Origin of the sequence: Allochromatium humboldtianum (genome assembly GCF_013385175.1) — a bacterium.
GTDB classification, from domain to species: domain Bacteria; phylum Pseudomonadota; class Gammaproteobacteria; order Chromatiales; family Chromatiaceae; genus Thermochromatium; species Thermochromatium humboldtianum.
Genome location: NZ_JABZEO010000012.1, coordinates 82,111 through 100,795 on the forward strand (window position 1 = coordinate 82,111; position 18,685 = coordinate 100,795).

An 18,685-nucleotide genomic window follows, 5' to 3' on the forward strand; every position below is an offset into this window, starting at 1 on the left:
ACAAAATCGAACCCGCCTCGATGAGTCCCTGATCAGGCCCTATCGCTCGAATCAGAAATTCCCTTGGAACCAATGACGCAGACGTGCCAGGACTCCCTTCAAACCCGGACTCTCGGACAGCTCCGGACGACGCGCGAAACGATGCTGACGTGCATACATCAGAAGTCCCACGCCCGTGGAATGGATCGGATTGTCGACGACCTCCGACAGGCCGAGCACGCGATTGGGCACACCCAGACGCACCGGCATGTGGAACACCTCCTCGGCCAGCTCGATCAACCCGCGCATCTTGGCGCTGCCGCCGGTCAGCACCACGCCGCCGGCGATCACGTCTTCGAAGCCGCTGCGACGCAGTTCGTTGTGCAACAGGGTCAGCAACTCCTCGTAGCGCGGCTCGACGACTTCGGCCAGGGTCTGGCGCGAGAGCCGTCGCGGCGGACGGTCGCCGATGCTCGGCACCTCGATGCTGTCCCCGTTGGCCGCCAGCTGGGTCAGGGCGCAGGCATGCTGGATCTTGATCTGCTCGGCGTGCTGGGTCGGCGTGCGCAGTGCCACGGCGATGTCATTGGTGACTTGATCGCCGGCGATCGGAATGACGGCCGTGTGCCGGATGGCGCCATCGGTGAAGACCGCCAGATCCGTGGTCCCGCCGCCGATGTCGACCACGCAGACGCCCAACTCCTTCTCGTCCTCGCCGAGCACCGCATAGCTCGAACTGAGCTGTGCCAGCACCAGATCGTCGACCTCCAGCCCGCAGCGGCGAACGCACTTGACGATGTTCTGGGCCGCGCTGGCCGCGCCCGTGACCATGTGCACCCGCGCCTCCAGCCGCACGCCGCACATGCCGATCGGCTCGCGGATGCCTTCCTGGTCGTCGATGATGAACTCCTGCGGCAGGATGTGCAGGATCTTCTGATCGGTCGGGATGGCCACGGCGCGCGCGGCCTCAATGACGCGATCGACATCGGGCTGGTTGACCTCGTGCTCCTTGATCGCGGTGATGCCGTGCGAATTGAGACTGCGGATATGGCTGCCGGCGATGCCGACATGGACCGAATGGATCTCGCAATCGGCCATCAGCTCGGCGGCCTCGACCGCGCGCTGGATCGACTGCACCGTGGACTCGATGTCCACCACCACACCCTTCTTGAGCCCGCGCGAGGGGTGGGTGCCGATGCCGATGATCTCGATCTGATCGTCGTCCTTGAGTTCGCCGACCAGACAGGCGATCTTCGAGGTTCCGATATCCAGACCCACCAGCAGACTCTTGTCGTTACGTCGCGACATCCAGATTTACCCTCGATTGCCCGCGCGCGCCGCCACGCGATCGGGAGGCACCCGGACCCCAGAGTCCGTGTTCGGCGCCCATTTCACGGAAAAGCCATTGCTATAACGCAGATCGACCGTCAGTGGCCGACCCGCCGCCTCCAGCTGGGCAGCGCTCGCCAGATAGCGCGCCAGCCGTTCCTCAACCAACGTGGTTCCCAGCCGCAGCTCGGCCCCCGACGCCAGCTTGAGACGCCAGTCGCCGCGCGGGTCGACCGACAGTCGTTCGATCCCCTGATCGATACGCTCGAGCGCCGCCTGCCACGTTTGATAACGGGCCGTGATCTCAGGCGCACGCTTGTCGTCGCCTTCGAGCAGGGGCAGATTGGACGGAATGGTTCCGCCATGCGGGCGGAAGACGATCCCGTCGGCCGTCACCAGCCCATCGAGACTCCAGCGCGCGATCGGTCGGTATTCCCGGACCTGCACCCGCAGGGTATCCGGCCAGACCCGACGCAGCGTCGCCTGTCCGACCCAGGGCAGTTCCTCGGCGGTCTGCTTGAGATCGACCAGATCGGCCGTCAGGATACCGCCACGCAGGCGTTCGGTCAGCCGTTCCTGGAGCTGCTGCGAGGAATGATGATGCACCTCGCCCTCGACCTGGATGAGCCGGATCGGCAGCAGCGTCGGTTCCCAGCGCAGAAACAGCCAGCCGGCCCCGCCGAGTGCAAGCAGGATCAGCACCCCGAACAGGGCGCGCAGGCGCGCGCCCATCCGTGCCGGATGGGTCGCCTGGCGGGTCTCGGTCTTGCCGGCAACCGTGCTCACCGTCAGAGACTCGTCTCGAGGATGCGCCAAACCAGATCGTCGAAGTCGATCCCGGCCGTGCGTGCAGCCATGGGCACCAGACTATGGTCGGTCATGCCCGGAACCGTATTGATCTCCAGCAGGAAGGGTTGTCCGGCGCTGTCGAGCATCATGTCAACCCGACCCCAGCCGCTCGCCCCGACCACGTCGAAGGCGTGCAGCGCCAGCTCACGCAAACGCGCCTCGACCTCGGCGTCCAGCCCGCTCGGGCAATGATAGCGGGTGCTGTCGGCGCTGTATTTGGCCTCGTAGTCGTAGAAGGCGTGCGGCGTCTCCAGCCGGATCATCGGCAGCGCCTCGCGTCCGAGAATGGCGCAGGTGAGCTCCATGCCCTGGATCCAGCGTTCGGCCAGTACCAGTGAATCGAACTCGGCGGCGGCGCGCCAAGCGCGCTCCAATCCCTCGACCGACTCGACGCGCGCCATGCCGATGCTCGAACCCTCGTGCACCGGCTTGATCATGAGCGGAAAGCCGAGTTCGGCCGCCGCCGCCAAGTCGCTCTCCTCACGCAGCAGCACGAAGTCGGCCGTCGGCAGACCGCAGCCGGCCCAGGCGAGCTTGCAGCGATATTTGTCCATACCGAGCGCCGAGCCGAGCACGCCCGAGCCGGTATAGGGCAGACCGATGGTCTCCAGCGCGCCCTGGATCTGGCCGTCCTCGCCGCCGCGTCCGTGCAGGATGATGAAGGCGCGATCGTAACCGCCGGCGCGCAGTCGCTCCAGGATGGTTGCGTCCGGGTCGAGCGGTTCGACGTCGACGCCGAGACGTTGCAGCGCCTCGTGCACCGCGCGTCCGCTCTTGAGCGAGATCTCGCGCTCGGCGGCCTGTCCGCCCATCAGTAGGGCCACTTTTCCGAAGCGTTCGGGCGCCCGGTTCATGTCAGTCGTCATGCCTGTTCTCCGGCGATACGCCGCACCTCGGGCATCAGGCGGATGCCGGTGTGACGTTCGACCGTCTGCTGTATCTGTTCGATCAGGCGGGCGATGTCGGTCGCCGTCGCTCCGCCCCGATTGATGATGAAATTGGCGTGGATCGAAGAGACCTCGGCCCCGCCGATGCGCAGTCCCTTGAGTCCGAGCGAATCGATCAGACGCGCGGCATGGTCTCCCGGCGGATTGCGGAACACCGAGCCGCAGCTCGGCTGGCCGACCGGCTGGGTCGCGGCGCGTTGGTCGAGCAGCTCGCGGATGCGCGCCAGACTCGCGGCGCCGTCGCCCGGCGTCAGCTCCAGTTCGGCGGCCAGGAACCACTCGCCTGTCGGTCCCCGGACCTCGCGATAGGCCGGTTCGTATTCGGCTGCATCGCGTTCATGGACCTGTCCCTGTCGATCCAGAGTCCAGACCCGTCGCACGAAACTCCAGGTCTCGCCGCCCCAGGCGCCGGCGTTCATCGCCAGCGCACCGCCCAGGGTGCCGGGGATCCCGGCCAGGAACTCGATCCCGGTCAGATCATGGCGGGCCGCGAAACGGGCCAGCTTGGCACTGGCGACTCCGACTTCGGCATAGACGCGATCATTGCCGCGCCGCTCCAGAATATCCAAAGTCCCCTGGGTCAGGATGACGGTCCCAGGAAAGCCCGCGTCATCGACAAGCAGATTGCTGCCCAGTCCGAGCCAAAGCAGCGGCTCGTCCGGATCGAGTCCGCGCATGAATTCGACCAGGTCGTCGGCATCCGCCGGGCGATAGAGCCGACGCGCCGGCCCGCCGACACGCCAGCTCGTATGGCGCGACAGGGGTTCGTCGAACTGCCATTGGCCGCGCAGTGTCGTCATCGCCGTGTGCTCCGCCGCTTCCGGCTGCCGGCTGCCGGCGTCCGGCTAGAGGCTGACGACTGACGGCTGACCGCTGGAGGCTGACCGCTGGACTCCGCCCCCTCGGACTCGGTGCGAACGCCTGCCATCCATCCCGACAGGGCGCGCAACGACTCGCCACAGCCCATCGCCAGCCGGTTCATGAGTGATCGTCCATCCATCCGCTCAGTCCCCATCGCCGTTCAGAGCCCCTGCTCGATGAGTGCCGGCAGACGCGCCGCCAGACCGCCGATGTCGCCCGCGCCCGAGACGAGCAGGATATCGCCGTCGTTCAGGAGATTGGCCAGCAGCCCCGGAATCGCGTCGAGTCCCTGGGCGAAGATCGGATCCAGCTCGCCGCGCACCCGGATGGCTCGGCTCAGGGCGCGTCCGTCGGCGCCGGCGATCGGCGTCTCGCCTGCCGGATAGACTTCGCACAGCACCAGGGCGTCCGGGGTCGAGAGCACCTCGACGAAGTCCTCGAACTGTTCCTGGGTGCGGCTGTAGCGATGGGGCTGGAACACCAGCACCAGACGGCGTCCCGGCCAGCCCTCGCGCGCGGCGGCCAGGGTCGCGGCCAGCTCGCGCGGATGATGACCATAGTCGTCGACCACCAGCACCTGACGTCCCTGCGGATCGACAACCTCGCGTGCCACGAAGCGCCGGCCCACGCCCTGGAAACCGGCTAGGGCGCGCACGATGGCCTCGTCCTCGACCCCCAGCTCCAGCGCGACGCTGATCGCGGCCAGCGCATTGAGCACGTTGTGGCGTCCAGGCAGGTTGAGCGTCACCGCCAGCGGGCGCTCGAATTCGGCGCCGTGCACCAGAAAGGAGGTCTGCATCCCGCTCTGCCGGATGTCGCTCGCACGCAGATCGGCCTCGGGCCGGGTGCCGTAGGTACGCACTGGACGCGGAATCTGCGGGATGAGTGCGCGCACCTCGTCGTCATCGATACAGAGCACCGCCAGCCCGTAGAAGGGCAGATGGTGCAGGAACTCCATGAAGGTCTGGCGCAGCCGGTCGAAATCGTTGCCATAGGTGCGCATGTGATCGGCGTCGATATTGGTGACGATCGACACCATCGGCTGGAGATAGAGAAAGGACGCATCGCTCTCGTCGGCTTCGGCTACCAGATACTTGGTGCTCCCCAGACGCGCGTTGGCTCCGGCACTGTTCAGCCGTCCGCCGATGACGAAGGTCGGATCCAGCCCACCTTCGGCCAGGATGCTGGCCACCAGACTGGTGGTCGTCGTCTTGCCGTGGGTGCCGGCGACCGCCACACCGTAATAAAAGCGCATCAACTCGGCGAGCATCTCGGCACGGCGCACGATCGGAATCCGTAGCTCGCGCGCCTGCTGGATCTCGGGGTTGGTCTCGTCGATGGCGGTCGAGACCACCACGGCATCGGCCTCGCTCACCTGCTCGGCACGATGGCCGATGAAGACCTCGATGCCCAGATCGCGCAGACGGTGCGTCACCTCGCTGTCGCGCAGGTCGGAGCCGGCGACCTCGTAACCGAGATTGGCCATGAGCTCGGCGATACCGCTCATGCCGGACCCGCCGATGCCGATGAAATGCAGACGCCGCACCCGCCCCATGTTGGCCGCTGTGTGCTGGAGATGGGGACTCATGAAGGCGTTCCTCGAACGGAGAGTTCCAGACAGACGCGGGCGATGTGGTCGGTCGCCTCGGGCTGGGCGCGACGTCGCGCGGCCTCGGCCATCGCCAGCAGCCGGGCGCGATCGGCGAACAGTTCGCTCAGAATATCGGCCAAACCGACCGCCGTCAGGTCGCGCTGTATGATCAGATGCGCCGCGCCGGCCTCGGACAGGTAACGGGCGTTGCCGACCTGATGATCGTCGACCGCGAATGGATAGGGCACCAGGATCGAGCCGACACCAGCGGCGGCCAGCTCCGAGACCGTCAAAGCGCCGGAACGACAGACGACCAGATCGGCCCAGGCATAGGCTTCGGCCATGTCGCGCACGAAGGCGACGACCTCGGCCTCGACGCCGGCGTCACGGTAAGCGTTGCGGGCCAGTTCGAGCGTGCGCTCACCGGCCTGATGGCGCACCAGCGGGCGTTGATCGATCGGCAGCCGGGCGAGCGCCTGGGGTACTGTCTCGTTGAGCGCCTGAGCACCCAGTGAACCGCCGACCACCAGCAGCCGCACCGGACCCGAACGATCGGCCAGCCGTTCAGCGGGCGCGGGCAGATCCAGGATCGCCTGACGCACCGGATTGCCGGTCACGATGGCCCGACGCGCGGGCGGAAAGCTGCCCGGAAAGGCCTCGAACACCTGGGTAGCGACCCGCGCCAGCCACTGATTGGTCAGTCCGGGCACGAAGTTCTGTTCATGGATGACCAGCGGAATCCCGAGCGCGCGCGCCGCCAGTCCTCCGGGACCGGAGACGAAGCCGCCCATGCCGAGCACGACCGTCGGCCGGCGTCGGCGCAGGATGGCGCGCGCCTGACCGAAGGCGCTCGCCAGCCGGAAAGGCGCCTTGAGCCACTGAAGCCCGCCCTTGCCGCGCACGCCCTCGATCGAAACCCATTCCATCTCGAACCCATGCTCGGGCACCAGACGCGATTCCATGCCGGCCTGGGTGCCGATCCAGAACACCTCGGCCCCCTGCCCGCGCAGATACTCGGCGACGGCAAGCGCTGGAAAGACATGACCGCCGGTGCCCCCGGCCATGACGGCTAGGCGCGCGACCATGACGGATCTCGCTTGAATTTGGATTCGGACTCCGCGCGCCTCAGCATGACATCGATCCGCAGCAGGATGGCGATCGCCATACAGCCGACCATCAGACTGTTGCTCCCATAGCTCATGAAGGGCAGGGTCAGCCCCTTGGTGGGCAGGATGCCGACATTGACCCCGAGATTGACGAAGGACTGGAGCCCGATCCAGAGACCGATCCCCTGCGCCACATAGGCCTCGAAAGGACGCTTGAGCGCCTCGGCCCGCACGCCGATCGATATCGCGCGCCAGGTCAGGAAGACGAAGGCCGCGATCAGCACCAGCATCCCGACCAGACCCAGTTCCTCGCCGATCACCGAAGCCAGGAAGTCGGTATGCGCCTCGGGCAGGAAATACTGCTTCTGGATGCCATTGCCCAGGCCGACGCCGAACCACTCGCCACGCCCGAAGGCGATGAGCGCCTGACTGAGCTGATAGCCCGAATTGAACGGATCTTCCCAGGGATTGAGAAAGGAGATGACCCGCGCCAGACGATAGGGCGACAGGATCACCAGCGTCACCAGTCCGGCACCAAGGATCGCGAACAGAAAGATGAAGGGCATGAGGCTCGCGCCGCCGAGAAACAGCATCCCCATCACGGTCGCCAGCATCACCGCCATGGTGCCGAAATCGGGCTGCATCAGGATCAGCAGCGCCGCCGCGCCGATCAAAACCAACGGACGGATGAACCCCGAGATCTGATTGACCACCTTGTCGGCATGGCGCACCAGATAGCCGGCGACATAGACGATCGCGAACAGCTTGACGAATTCGGACGGCTGCACATTGAGCGGCCCGAGCGGGATCCAGCGCGTGGCGCCATTGACGGTACGACCGATGCCGGGGATGAGCACCAGGATCAGCACCAGCGCACTGGCGAGAAAGAGCCAGACGCCATGACGCTCCCACCAATGGGGCGGGACGTTATAGGCCATGAGTCCCAGCATCAGCGCCAGTCCGAGTGCGATGGCATGCCGGATCGAGTAATGGAAGGGATTCTGACAGCAGGCTTCGGCAATCGACATCGAGGCCGATGTGACCATCACCCAGCCGAAGGTCAGCAGACCGATCGCGCACAGGAGCAGAGGATAGTCCAGCGTCTGGGTCTGGCGCACGCGCGGCGTCCTGGACAGAGGTTTCGAGGGCGCAGCGGCGGTCATTCGGGCAGCCTCCGCACGGCCTCGGCGAAGACCCGGCCGCGATGCTCGTAGTTGTCGAACATGTCGAAACTGGCGCAGGCCGGCGAGAGCAGGACGCAGTCGCCCGGCTCGATGCGCTCGGCGGCCAGGGTGACGGCCTCGTCCATATCGGTAGCTCGGACCAGGGGAACCGTGCCGTCCAGCGCCGACGCGATCAGCGGGGCGTCGCGTCCGATCAGCACCACAGCGCGCGCGGCGCGTTCGACGGCGGTGCGTAGCGGCGTGAAATCGGCGCCCTTGCCCTCACCGCCGGCGATCAGGACCACACGGCCGGCGCCGTCCTCCGGGATCAGCCCCTCCAGAGCTGCGATGGTCGCGCCCGGATTGGTGCCCTTGGAATCGTCGTACCAGCGCGCACCGGCGCGTTCGGCGACGAACTCGCTGCGATGCGGCAGACCTGGAAAGATCCGCAGTGCTTCACAGGCGCCGGCCATGGTGATGCCGCTCGCCTGCGCAAGCGCCAGAGCGGCGAGCGCATTGGCCAGATTGTGCCGGCCTGGAATGCGTATCTCCGCCGTCGGCAGGATCGGCTCCTCGCCCCGGCAGATCCAGGGTCGACCGTCGAGCACGCGCACCCCGAAGTCCGAGCCTTCGGGCACGCCGAGCGTGAAACCGATCTCGCGCTCGGGAGCGCGCGGCATGGCGGCCACGATCGGATCGTCGCGATTGACGACGGCGATCCGCGCCCCCTGATAGATCCGCGCCTTGGTCCGGGCATAGTCGTCGAGACCGGCATAGCGGTCGAGATGATCGGCCGAGACATTGAGCACCACGGCGGCATCGGCGCGCAGGCTCGGCACCGTCTCCAACTGGAAGCTGGAGAGTTCGATCACATAGCGTTCAATGTCCGGCGCCAGCAGATCGAGCACCGGCTCGCCGAGATTGCCGCCGACCGCCACCCGCTGTCCGGCCAGACGCGCCATGAGTGCGACCAGGGTCGTCACGGTGCTCTTGCCGTTGGAGCCGGTGATGGCGCACAGGGGCGCTTGGATCTCGCGCGCGAAGAGTTCGATGTCGCCGACCGCCGGCACGCCGCGCGCAATCGCCTGCCGGATCAGCGGCTCGGCGAGCGGCACGCCGGGGCTGACCACGAGTTCGGTGGCCGCCGCGAACACGTCCGGGTCGAAGCCGCCGACGAAGACCGCGACCTCGGGCAGCTCAGACTGGAGCACGTCCAGACCGGGCGGCCGTTCGCGGCTGTCGGTCACGGCCACACGCACGCCGCGCGCGCTCAGATGGCGCGCGCAGGACAGCCCCGTCTTGCCCAGACCCACGACCAGGGTCTTGGACTCCGGAGAGCGAGAGCGGTCGGTGGCTGTGGAAGGAGACGTCATGGCGTTCACCGGATCTTCAGGCTCGCCAGACCGATCAGCACCAGCACCACGGTCATGATCCAGAAGCGGACGATGACGCGCGGCTCGGGCCAGCCCTGCAACTCGAAATGATGGTGCAGCGGCGCCATGCGGAAGATGCGCTTGCCGGTGAGCTTGAAGGACATCACCTGGAGCATCACCGAGATGGTCTCGGCGACGAAGACGCCGCCCATGATGAAGAGCACCAGTTCCTGACGCGCGGCGACCGCGACCACGCCGAGCGCCGCGCCGAGCGCCAACGCGCCCACGTCGCCCATGAAGACCTGCGCCGGATAGGCGTTGAACCACAGGAACCCGAGTCCCGCCCCGACCAGGGCGGAACAGAAGATCACCAGCTCACCGACCTCGGGCAGATAGGGGATGAGCAGATAGTTGGCGATCTGGGCGTGACCGGCGGCATAGACGAAGATGGTCAGGGCGCCGGCGACCAGCACGGTCGGCATGATCGCCAGCCCGTCGAGTCCGTCGGTGAGATTGACCGCATTGCTGGAGCCGACGATGACGAAATAGGTCAGAAGGATGAACCAGGGGCCGAGCTGAATGCTCAGGTTTTTGGCATAGGGAATCAGTAGCGCCGTCTCAGCCGGAGAGTTCGCGGTCACATAGAGCGCCACGGCGGCGGCGAACCCGAAGACCGTCTGCCAAAAATACTTCCAGCGCGCGATCAGACCGCGCGGGTCGCGCTTGACCAGCTTCTTGTAGTCATCGACCAGCCCCACGAGTCCGAAGGCCATGGTCGTCAGCAGCACGATCCAGACATAGCGGTTCTCCAGATCCGACCACAGCAGCGTCGCGATGCCTACGGCCACCAGGATCAGGGCGCCGCCCATGGTCGGGGTGCCGGACTTGGACAGATGGCTCTGAGGGCCGTCGTCGCGCACGGTCTGGCCGATCTTGTAGGCGCGCAGACGGCGGATCATCGGCCGCCCGACCAAGAGCGCGATGGCCAGCGCCGTCAGCACGCCGAGGATGGCGCGCAACGTCAGATAGCGAAACACCGAGAACCCCTTGTGGTACTCGGTGAGCCAGTCGGTCAGATACAGCAACATCTTAAAGAATGTCCTCGGCGCACAGCGCCTCAACGATGCGTTCCATCCGGGCCAGACGCGAGCCCTTCACCAGGACGCGGTCGCCGGGTTTCAAGTCGGCCTTGAGCCGGTTCAGGAGTGCGTCCTGAGCGGCGAAATGCTCGGCGCCCGATCCGAAGGCGCGGCTCGCCTCGGCGCTCAGGGCGCCGACCGTGAGCAGATGGTCGAGTCCGGCTTCGCGCGCCTGTTCGCCGATCTCGGCATGAAGCCTTGCCGCGTCCGGCCCCAGCTCGCCCAGATCGCCGAGTATCAACCAACGTCGTCCGTCGAGTCCGGCCAGCACCGCGATGGCGGCGGCGATCGAATCCGGGTTGGCGTTGTAGCTGTCGTCGATGACGCCGACGCCGTGACAGAGGCGGGGATAGAGCCGGCCCTTGACCGGGGTCAGGGTCGCCAGACCTGCGGCGATGGCCGTGCGGTCGAGACCGAGCGCCAAGGCACCCGCCGCCGCCGCCAGTGCATTGCGGACGTTGTGCTCGCCGGCCAGGGACAGCGCGAGCGGCCAGTCCTCGCCGGCGACGCGCGCCATGAAGGTCGTGCGAAAGCCGGCATCACCCCACTCGACCCGGATCGATTCGGTGCTCGCGGTCAGATCGGCGGCGCCGTCCAGGGCGAAGGTCAGCATCCGCCGCCCCTCGGCCAGTTCGCGCCACAGCCCCAGATAGGGCGAATCGCCGCTGACGACGAAGACGCCGTCCTCCGGCAAACCGCGCGCGATCTCGCCCTTGGCGCGCGCCACGCCATCGACGCTGCCGAAGCCTTCCAGATGCGCGCGCCCGGCATTGGTGATCAGCGCCACCTCGGGATGCGCGATCTCGGTCATGTAGCCGATCTCGCCGTGATGGTTCGCCCCCATCTCCAGCACCAGGAAATCCTCGTCGCGCGCACTCAGCAGCGTCAGCGGCATACCGATGTCGTTGTTGAGATTGCCGCGCGTGGCCCGCACCCGCCCGGCCTGAGCCAGGATGGCGGCGACCATCTCCTTGACCGTAGTCTTGCCGTTGCTGCCGGTGATAGCGATCACCCGACCGGGGAAACGATCGCGCCAGACCGCCGCCAGCCGTCCCAGACCGAGCCGGGTGTCGTCGACCACCCACTGCGGCAGATCGAGCGGCAACGGCTGATCGACCATGGCGGCGACAGCCCCGGATGCCTGGGCCGCCGCGACGTATTCGTGCCCGTCGAAACGCTCGCCGCGCAGGGCGACGAAGAGTTGCCCTGTGCAGTCGGCGCGCGAGTCGGTGCCGACCGAGGAAAAGGCGACATCAGCGCCGTGCAGCACGCCGCCCGCGCGGGCGATAGCCTGAGCCAGTGTCCACATCAGCGCCGACCCTCCGTGCTCTCAGGTTCCGATACCGGATCGAACGTCAGCCGTATGCTCATGGCGCCGTCCCCTGCAAGTGTTGCGCGAGCATCATCGACGGCTCGGGATCATCGGGCGGAACATTGAACAGCCGTAGTGCGCCCTCCATCACCTTCTGGAAGATGGGCGCCGCCACCACACCGCCGTAATAAGCCCCGGCGCCCGGCTCATCGATCATGACCACCATGACGAAACGCGGCTGACGCGCCGGCACGAATCCGGCGAAGACCGACTGATAGCGATTGCTCGAATAACCGGCCTTGCCCGCTGATTTCTTGGCCGTTCCGGTCTTGCCGGCGGCGCGATAGCCGGCAATGATCGCCTGCTTGGCCGTGCCCTGTTCGGAGACCACGGTCTCCATCATGGCGCGCAGTCGCCGGGTTGTGTCCTGGCTCAGGATACGCACGGCCTCGGGCGCCGCCGCCGCTTGCATGAGCGGATCACGCTTGAAGAGCGTCACGGGCCGCTTCACGCCATCGCTGGCCAGCACCAGATAGGCCTGAGCCAGTTGCAGCGGAGTGACCGAGAGACCATAGCCGAAAGAATGCGTGGCATGCTCGAAGGGCCGCCAGGTCGAGTGATGCCTGAGCAGACCGCGACTCTCGCCCGGAAAGCCGACGCCGGTCGGATGGCCGAATCCGAGCCGGTCGTAGAGGCTCCAGAGATCGCCGTAACTCATCTTCTGCGCGATCTTCACCGAGCCGACGTTGCTCGACTTGGTGATGATGCCGGTGACATCGAGCGTGCCATAGTTGTGGACGTCGCGCACGACGTTACGGCCGATACTGTAGGGTGCGGTCGAGAAACGGCTCGCCGGACTGATGACCTGCTTTTCGAGCGCGGCAGCGACCACGAACGGCTTGAGCGTCGATCCCGGCTCCATGACATCGGTGACAGTGCGATTACGCCGCCGCTCACTGCCGCCGCTGCGATCGCTGTTGGGGTTGAAGCTCGGCTGATTGACCATCGCCAGGACTTCGCCCGTGGCCGCGTCGAGCACCACCAGACTACCGCCCTTGGCCTTGTGCTCGGTCACAGCGGCCTTGAGCTCACGATAGGCCAGATATTGCAGGCGACGATCCAGAGTCAGCGCCAGATCGCGTCCCGGATGCGGCGGGCTGACCTGCTCGACCTGCTGCACGGTGCGCTTGCGCCCGTCGCGAATGACGCGCTGCAACCCCGGCTCGGCCTTGAGCACCCGGTCATAGGCCAGCTCGATGCCTTCCTGGCCGCGATCCTCGATGTTGGTGAAGCCGATGACGTGGGCGAAGACCTCGGCGCCCGGATAGAAGCGGCGATACTCGCTCTCGAAGTCGAGTCCGGTGATCTTGTGGCGGGCGATGGCCTCGCGCACGGCGCGCGCTTCCTCGAAGGTCACGCGGCGCTTGACGTAGAGAAACCCCTTGTCGCGGTTGGACTCGATACGGTCGCGCAGAAAGGCCGCATCCATGCCGAGCGCCTGGGCGATCGCGGGAATCTTGTCGAGATGGTCGATCAGCTTGCGCGGCTCGGCCCACACCGTCTCGACCGGCGTGCTCACGGCCAGCGGCTCGCCGTTGCGATCCGTGATCATGCCGCGCCGGGCCGGAATGACGGCATCGCGCAGATAGCGCGCTTCGCCCTCGCGTTGCAGGAACTCGGTCTGAATGACCTGACGATAGAAGACCCCGGACGTCAGGACGACGAAGGCCAGCGACAGACCCGACATCAGGAGCCGGCGGCGCAGGACCAAATTGGGCGCCCGGCGCGGTTTGAGCGGCGGCAGGGGTTTGCGAGCGCGACGACTAGGGTTGGGCATGAACGCGCTCCTCGATCAAGAGTACGTCGCCGGCCCGAGGGGCGAACATACCCAGTTCACGACGTGCCTTGCGTTCGACCAGCACATGGGTCGAGAGCGCGGCCTCTTCGAGACGCAGACGGTTCCATTCGACATCGATCGCGTCGCGCTGGGCGCGCAGATCCTGGAGATGCGCGAACTGGGTGCGTGTCTGATATTTGGTGTGCACGACGGCCATCGCCGTCAGGATGACGGCGAGTATGAATCCGGCGACCGTGACGAAGCGAGCGCGCGTCATGGCAGACGCTCCGCCACACGCAGGGTGGCGCTGCGTGCTCTCGGGTTGTGCGCTTCCTCATCCGCCGAGGGACGCACCGATTTGCCGACGGGACGCAGACGCCCCTGGACCTCGACGGCGCGTGCCGGAACGCCCTTGGGCAGTTCCGGTCCCCTGGATTCACGGCGGATGAAGCGCTTGACCAGACGGTCTTCGAGCGAATGGAAGCTGATGACCGCCAGCCGTCCGCCGACCGCCAGCCGATCGCAGACCTGATCGAGACAGCGACGCAGGGCTTCCAGCTCGCCGTTGACCTGGATGCGCACGGCCTGGAAGGTGCGGGTGGCCGGATGCTTGCCCGGTTCACGTTTGGGCACGGCGCGTGCGACCAGTTCGGCCAGTTGGGCCGTCGTGCGGAGCGGGGTCTGGGCGCGGGTCTCGACGATGGCGCGCGCGATGCGGTTGGCGAAGCGTTCCTCGCCGAACTCGCGCAGTACGGTCGCGATCTCACCCTGTTCGGCACGCGCGAGCCATTGTGCCGCCGACTCGCCGCTATCGGGGTCCATGCGCATGTCCAGCGGGCCGTCGGCCATGAAGCTGAAGCCGCGTTCGGGGGTGTCCAGTTGCGGTGAGGAGACGCCGAGATCGAGCAGCACACCATTCAGGCGTGCATCGATCCCGGCCTCATCGAGCAGACGCCCGATGTCGGCGAAGGAACCGCGATGGATGGAGAAGCGTCCGTCCTCGGCCGCGAGCGCCCGGCCAACGGCCACCGCCTCGGGATCACGATCGAAGCCGAGCAGACGCCCGGCCGCGCCCAAACGCGCGAGGATGGCGCGACTGTGCCCACCTCGTCCAAAGGTGCCATCGACATAGATTCCGTCCGATTGCACCAGCAAGGCGGACACGCTTTCCTCCAGCAATACGGGTTTGTGCGACAACGGATGATTCTCTGAACGGCGTTTGCCGTGGGACGCGCCCCGGATCAAGCGCGGCGAACGTGCGTCCTGACTGCAAGGTGACATCATGGTGAATCATCCCTGTTCATCATGTTTTTATTCCAGACTCATGTTAGAGAGGCTCCGGATCAACGTCAAGAAATCCTTGGCCTTTGTTCTTCAGAGTCAGCGACTTACGGCATGAACCTGAGACGGGTCGAGAACAAGTGAAAAATGCTATCGATTCAGGATCATGAGCTCATGAATTCATAAAAGACATGAGCAATCGGCTGCAAGTCGATGAGACATCAGGGTGTTCGAGCACCCTGAAGCGAACGACGGGAAGGGGGTTGGAGAAGGAGAATTGGGGCTAAGGAGTCGGCCGATAAGCCGGGTTCTGTCGAGGACAGTCATTCATCTGGGACGCGCGTCACCGCGCGCCTCGTGCGACCTACCCGGGAACACGCGCGGGCCGCGCGCCGCCGCTCAAGGCGGCTCGTTCCTCTATTTGGTCTTGCTCCGGGTGGGGTTTACCCTGCCACTGATGTTGCCACCAGCGCGGTGCGCTCTTACCGCACCTTTTCACCCTTACCGGCGCGAGCGAACCCGAACCGGCGGTATCTTTTCTGCGGCACTTTCCGTGGACTCACATCCCCCAGGCGTTACCTGGCACCCTGCCCGATGGAGCCCGGACTTTCCTCCCCTTCCGAACGGAAGGAGCGACTGTCTGACCAACTCCTCAGCGGCGACATCCTAACAAATCCGACCAATGCCTGTCGCGCGTCGTTCAACCGGATTCGGCGCCGAGTCCCAGCTCCAGTCCCTGCCTGTAGAGCGCATTCTTCTTGGCTCCGGTCAGGCGGGCGGCCAGCGCGGCGGCCTGACTCAGCGGCATGGATTCGCCGAGGATGCGCAACACGCGCATGGCTTCGTTGTGCGCGGCCTCGGTCTCGGAATCGGGACAGCCCGCGACCAGGATCACCATCTCGCCGAGCCGTTGCTCCGGGTCGGACTCCAGGCGCTCGATGAGCGTGCCGGCCGAGCCGAACAGAAAGGTCTCGAACTGCTTGGTCAGCTCGCGGGCGATGACGAGGCGTCGCTCGTCGCCCAGGACGGTTTGCAGGTCGCGCAGCGTCTCCAGCGCCCGCTTGGCGCTCTCGTAGAGGATGAGCGTCCCCGGCTCACGCGCGACCGCTTCGATCCAGGCGCGACGGCGCGACTGGGTGCGGGGCGGAAAACCGAGAAAGAGGAAGCGGTCGCTCGGCAGACCCGAGGCCGAGAGCGCACAGATGGCCGCGCTCGCTCCGGGAATGGGTACCACGTCCAATCCCCGTTCGCGCGCCGCTGAGACCAGGGTATAACCGGGATCGCTGATCAGCGGAGTGCCGGCGTCCGAGACCAGCGCCAGACACTGTCCGGACTCCAGCCGTTCCAGCAGACGCGGTGTCAGCTCGGACTCATTGTGATCGTGATAGGCGATCAGCTCGGACGAAATTCCGCAGTGCGCCAGCAGGCGGCGTGTCTCGCGCGTGTCCTCGGCGGCGATGGCGTCGACCTCGGCGAGCACACGGCGCGCGCGCTCGCTGAGATCACCGAGATTGCCGATCGGCGTGGCCACCACGTATAGTACCCCGGCCTGTTGTCGCATCTTCCGCCCCTCCGGCAGACTCACACAAGAATACGGATCCGGAATCATGCCCAAGAATCGCCTCGACCGTCCTGCTTTTTTCTCACGTCGGCGGCTCGGGCCGCTGCTCCTCGTCTCGATCCTGTCGGGTTGCGCCGTCCAGCCGCTCCAGGATCCGGCCAGCCTGCTCACCAGTGTTCCGTCCGCCGACTTGAGTCGTGCCGCGACGCTGAAGACGCAGGGCGAGGCCGATGAGGCCGCCGCGCTCTATCTGGAGCTAGCCGCCCGTGCCCAAGCCCCGGCCAAGGCCGAACTCAGACTCCAGGCCGCCCAAGCCTATCTGGACGGCGGTCGGGTCAGTCAGGCGCGCCAAACGCTCGACGAACTCGAAACGGCCGGACTCGTCGGCGGACAACTGGAGCGCTCGCGTCTGCTCAAGGCCGAACTCGCCATCGCCGACCGTCAGCCCAAGACGGCCATCGCCGAACTCAAGCGCCTGAACAGCGCGCTCCCCAAAGCCCTCAAGATCCGGCGACTTGGATTACTGGCGGCAGCCCAGCGACTCGACAACGATCCAGTGGCGGCCGCCGGGTCGCTGGCCGAACTCGACGGCCTGCTCGACGGGCCGACACGTCTGAACAATCAGGTTTCACTGGTTGCGACACTGGCCCTGATCGGCGAGGACGATCTGCTGAAACTCACCCGCGCCGGTCGCGGCCCCATGAAGGGCTGGGCCGAGATCGCTCAACTTGCGCGACGCCATGGCGCCGATCCAAAGCGCCTGGACGACGCCTATCGTCAATGGCGCCAAGGTCGCGCCGGCCATCCCGCGCTCCCCGAGTTGGCGCGCGCCTATGCCGGCGACGGCCCCGGCGGATACGCAAGCGGCCAAAGCGTAACAGTGATGCTGCCCGGCAGCGGACGCTTCGCTGCCGCTGCCAAGGCGGTGCGCGACGGGATCGAGGCCGCCAGCCAAGCCGACACCAGTGCTCAGCGCCCATCACTGGACTTCGCCGACAGCACCAACGCCGGACGGGTACGTAACCTGCACGGATCGGCCATTGCGCGCGGCGCCGACTATGTCATCGGGCCGCTGGAAAAACCCGCCGTCGAAGCCCTGATCGCGGCCAAGACCTCGCCGGTTCCGACACTGGCGCTGAACGAAGCCTCTGAGACGGAACGACGCGCCCTGAACCTGTTCCAATTCGCGCTCTCACCCGAGAACGAAGCCGCCGAGGCTGCCAACAAAGGCCGTACCCTGGGCGCCGGACGCGCGCTCGTCCTGCATCCGAACACGGCCTGGGGCCAGCGTTTGGCCACGGCCTTCGGAGCGCAGTGGCGTGCTCAGGGTGGAACCCTGGTCAGTCAGGCCGGCTTCGACCCGGCCTGGTCGAGCTATGACAAAACCCTGTCGCGACTCATGGATGGCCAGGACGCCGATCTGCTGTTTCTGGTCGCCACGGCTGAGATGGCGCGCAAGATCCATCCTCAGATCCAGGCAGCGGCGAACAAGCCGCTGATCGTCATCTCGACCTCGCATGTGTATTCGGGCCGTTTCGATGCCGATGCCGACAAGGGAATGGTCGGGCTCTATTTCGTCGATATCCCCTGGATGCTCGGCCTGGGCGGTGACGGACCGCTGGCGCATCGCACCATCATGGGCCGGACAGCCAGCGCGGCAGGGCCGCTCGCCCGACTCTATGCCATGGGGATCGATGCCTACCGTCTGGCGCCGCGTCTGTCCGAGCTGGCCGCCAATCCCGGCGCCTACTATCCAGGCCAGACCGGCGGACTGGCGATCGACCCCGTGGGCCGAATCACCCGGCAACTGGCGCTCGGACGTTTCACCCCGACCGGGCCGGTACCGGCTCAGTCTCCGAATGCGCCCGCTGGACCGAGTGCTCGGGAGTCTCGGCGGATCGATACCGAATGAGCGGTACCGATCCAAGCCGCCGCTCACGCCCCGACACCCGCGCGATCGGCGAGGCCAAGGAGCGTCTCGCCGAGTCGTTCCTGATCGCTCAGGGTCTGAGATTGGTGGCGCGCAATCAGCGCTCCCGCTTCGGCGAGATCGATCTGGTGATGCGCGACGAGGCCGTCCTGGTCTTCGTCGAGGTGCGCTACCGGCGCTCGACGCGCTTCGGCACCCCGGCGGCGACCGTGGACGCGCGCAAACAGCAGCGCCTGATCCTGGCCGCCCGGCACTATCTGCATCGTCATCCGACCCAACTGGCCTGCCGGTTCGATGTCGTGGCCATCAGTGCCGAGGACGACATCCAGTGGATCCGGCAGGCTTTTACGCTCTAGGAACTGAACCACTCGTCACCCGATCCAAGCCTGAATGATCGCCATCGGCGCGTCGTTCATCGCTCATCAAA

Annotated in this window: 16 protein-coding genes and 1 other RNA gene; 2 read left to right on the forward strand and 15 right to left on the reverse strand. The window is 66.3% G+C overall.

The genetic code is table 11. From position 1 onward, the window contains the following. Positions 1 to 51 precede the first annotated feature (51 nt). The 15 genes from ftsA to rsmI all read right to left on the reverse strand — a co-directional run bounded on the left by ftsA (position 52) and on the right by rsmI (position 16,328). Positions 52 to 1,287, reverse strand: a complete 1,236-nt coding sequence (gene ftsA / locus HW932_RS16280) for a cell division protein FtsA (RefSeq protein WP_176977548.1) — start codon at positions 1,285 to 1,287, stop codon at positions 52 to 54. A 6-nt stretch (positions 1,288 to 1,293) separates the two neighbouring features. After that, positions 1,294 to 2,094: a cell division protein FtsQ/DivIB gene (locus tag HW932_RS16285; protein WP_343047381.1), complete on the reverse strand. Its 801-nt coding sequence runs from the start codon at positions 2,092 to 2,094 to the stop codon at positions 1,294 to 1,296. Positions 2,095 to 2,096: 2 nt separating this feature from the next. Further along, positions 2,097 to 3,023: a D-alanine--D-alanine ligase gene (locus HW932_RS16290; RefSeq protein WP_222932412.1), complete on the reverse strand. Its 927-nt coding sequence runs from the start codon at positions 3,021 to 3,023 to the stop codon at positions 2,097 to 2,099. Then, a complete protein-coding gene (gene murB, locus HW932_RS16295) occupies positions 3,020 to 3,904 on the reverse strand; it encodes a UDP-N-acetylmuramate dehydrogenase (protein WP_176977549.1) in 885 nt (294 codons plus the stop codon). The genes HW932_RS16290 and murB overlap by 4 nt, the downstream gene beginning before the upstream one ends. Positions 3,905 to 4,125: 221 nt before the next feature. Continuing rightward, positions 4,126 to 5,553 (reverse strand): UDP-N-acetylmuramate--L-alanine ligase, encoded by a 1,428-nt coding sequence (murC, locus tag HW932_RS16300; RefSeq protein ID WP_176977550.1) that lies wholly within the window; start codon positions 5,551 to 5,553, stop codon positions 4,126 to 4,128. Beyond that, positions 5,550 to 6,641, reverse strand: coding sequence for an undecaprenyldiphospho-muramoylpentapeptide beta-N-acetylglucosaminyltransferase (gene murG / locus HW932_RS16305; protein WP_176977551.1), 1,092 nt, complete (start codon positions 6,639 to 6,641; stop codon positions 5,550 to 5,552). The genes murC and murG overlap by 4 nt, the downstream gene beginning before the upstream one ends. Continuing rightward, complete coding sequence (ftsW, locus tag HW932_RS16310) at positions 6,626 to 7,825, reverse strand: putative lipid II flippase FtsW (protein ID WP_176977552.1); 1,200 nt, start codon at positions 7,823 to 7,825, stop codon at positions 6,626 to 6,628. The genes murG and ftsW overlap by 16 nt, the downstream gene beginning before the upstream one ends. Further along, complete coding sequence (gene murD, locus HW932_RS16315; RefSeq protein WP_176977553.1) at positions 7,822 to 9,198, reverse strand: UDP-N-acetylmuramoyl-L-alanine--D-glutamate ligase; 1,377 nt, start codon at positions 9,196 to 9,198, stop codon at positions 7,822 to 7,824. The genes ftsW and murD overlap by 4 nt, the downstream gene beginning before the upstream one ends. A gap of 5 nt (positions 9,199 to 9,203) precedes the next feature. Beyond that, the gene (mraY, locus tag HW932_RS16320) at positions 9,204 to 10,286 is read right to left on the reverse strand and encodes a phospho-N-acetylmuramoyl-pentapeptide-transferase (RefSeq protein WP_176977554.1); all 1,083 of its coding nucleotides are present in this window, start codon (positions 10,284 to 10,286) and stop codon (positions 9,204 to 9,206) included. A 1-nt stretch (position 10,287) separates the two neighbouring features. Next, positions 10,288 to 11,646, reverse strand: coding sequence for a UDP-N-acetylmuramoyl-tripeptide--D-alanyl-D-alanine ligase (locus tag HW932_RS16325; RefSeq protein WP_176977555.1), 1,359 nt, complete (start codon positions 11,644 to 11,646; stop codon positions 10,288 to 10,290). Positions 11,647 to 11,704: 58 nt separating this feature from the next. After that, positions 11,705 to 13,486 (reverse strand): peptidoglycan D,D-transpeptidase FtsI family protein, encoded by a 1,782-nt coding sequence (locus HW932_RS16330; RefSeq protein ID WP_176977556.1) that lies wholly within the window; start codon positions 13,484 to 13,486, stop codon positions 11,705 to 11,707. Further along, a complete protein-coding gene (gene ftsL / locus HW932_RS16335) occupies positions 13,473 to 13,763 on the reverse strand; it encodes a cell division protein FtsL (RefSeq protein ID WP_176977557.1) in 291 nt (96 codons plus the stop codon). Before ftsL ends, HW932_RS16330 begins: the two co-directional genes overlap by 14 nt. Further along, entirely contained in the window at positions 13,760 to 14,650 is an 891-nt protein-coding gene (gene rsmH, locus HW932_RS16340; protein ID WP_425485125.1) for a 16S rRNA (cytosine(1402)-N(4))-methyltransferase RsmH, read from the reverse strand. Before rsmH ends, ftsL begins: the two co-directional genes overlap by 4 nt. 400 nt (positions 14,651 to 15,050) lie before the next feature. After that, positions 15,051 to 15,419, reverse strand: an RNA gene (gene rnpB, locus HW932_RS16345) — RNase P RNA component class A. 48 nt (positions 15,420 to 15,467) lie between these two features. Beyond that, entirely contained in the window at positions 15,468 to 16,328 is an 861-nt protein-coding gene (gene rsmI / locus HW932_RS16350) for a 16S rRNA (cytidine(1402)-2'-O)-methyltransferase (RefSeq protein WP_176977559.1), read from the reverse strand. A gap of 46 nt (positions 16,329 to 16,374) precedes the next feature. Here rsmI and HW932_RS16355 point away from each other — a divergent pair, with 46 nt between their 5' ends. Both HW932_RS16355 and HW932_RS16360 read left to right on the forward strand, forming a co-directional pair. After that, a complete protein-coding gene (locus tag HW932_RS16355; protein ID WP_176977560.1) occupies positions 16,375 to 18,240 on the forward strand; it encodes a penicillin-binding protein activator in 1,866 nt (621 codons plus the stop codon). Continuing rightward, positions 18,237 to 18,614 carry a YraN family protein gene (locus tag HW932_RS16360; RefSeq protein WP_176977561.1) on the forward strand — a complete coding sequence of 126 codons (378 nt, stop codon included), beginning with the start codon at positions 18,237 to 18,239 and terminating at the stop codon, positions 18,612 to 18,614. The genes HW932_RS16355 and HW932_RS16360 overlap by 4 nt, the downstream gene beginning before the upstream one ends. The last annotated feature ends 71 nt before the right edge of the window (positions 18,615 to 18,685 follow it).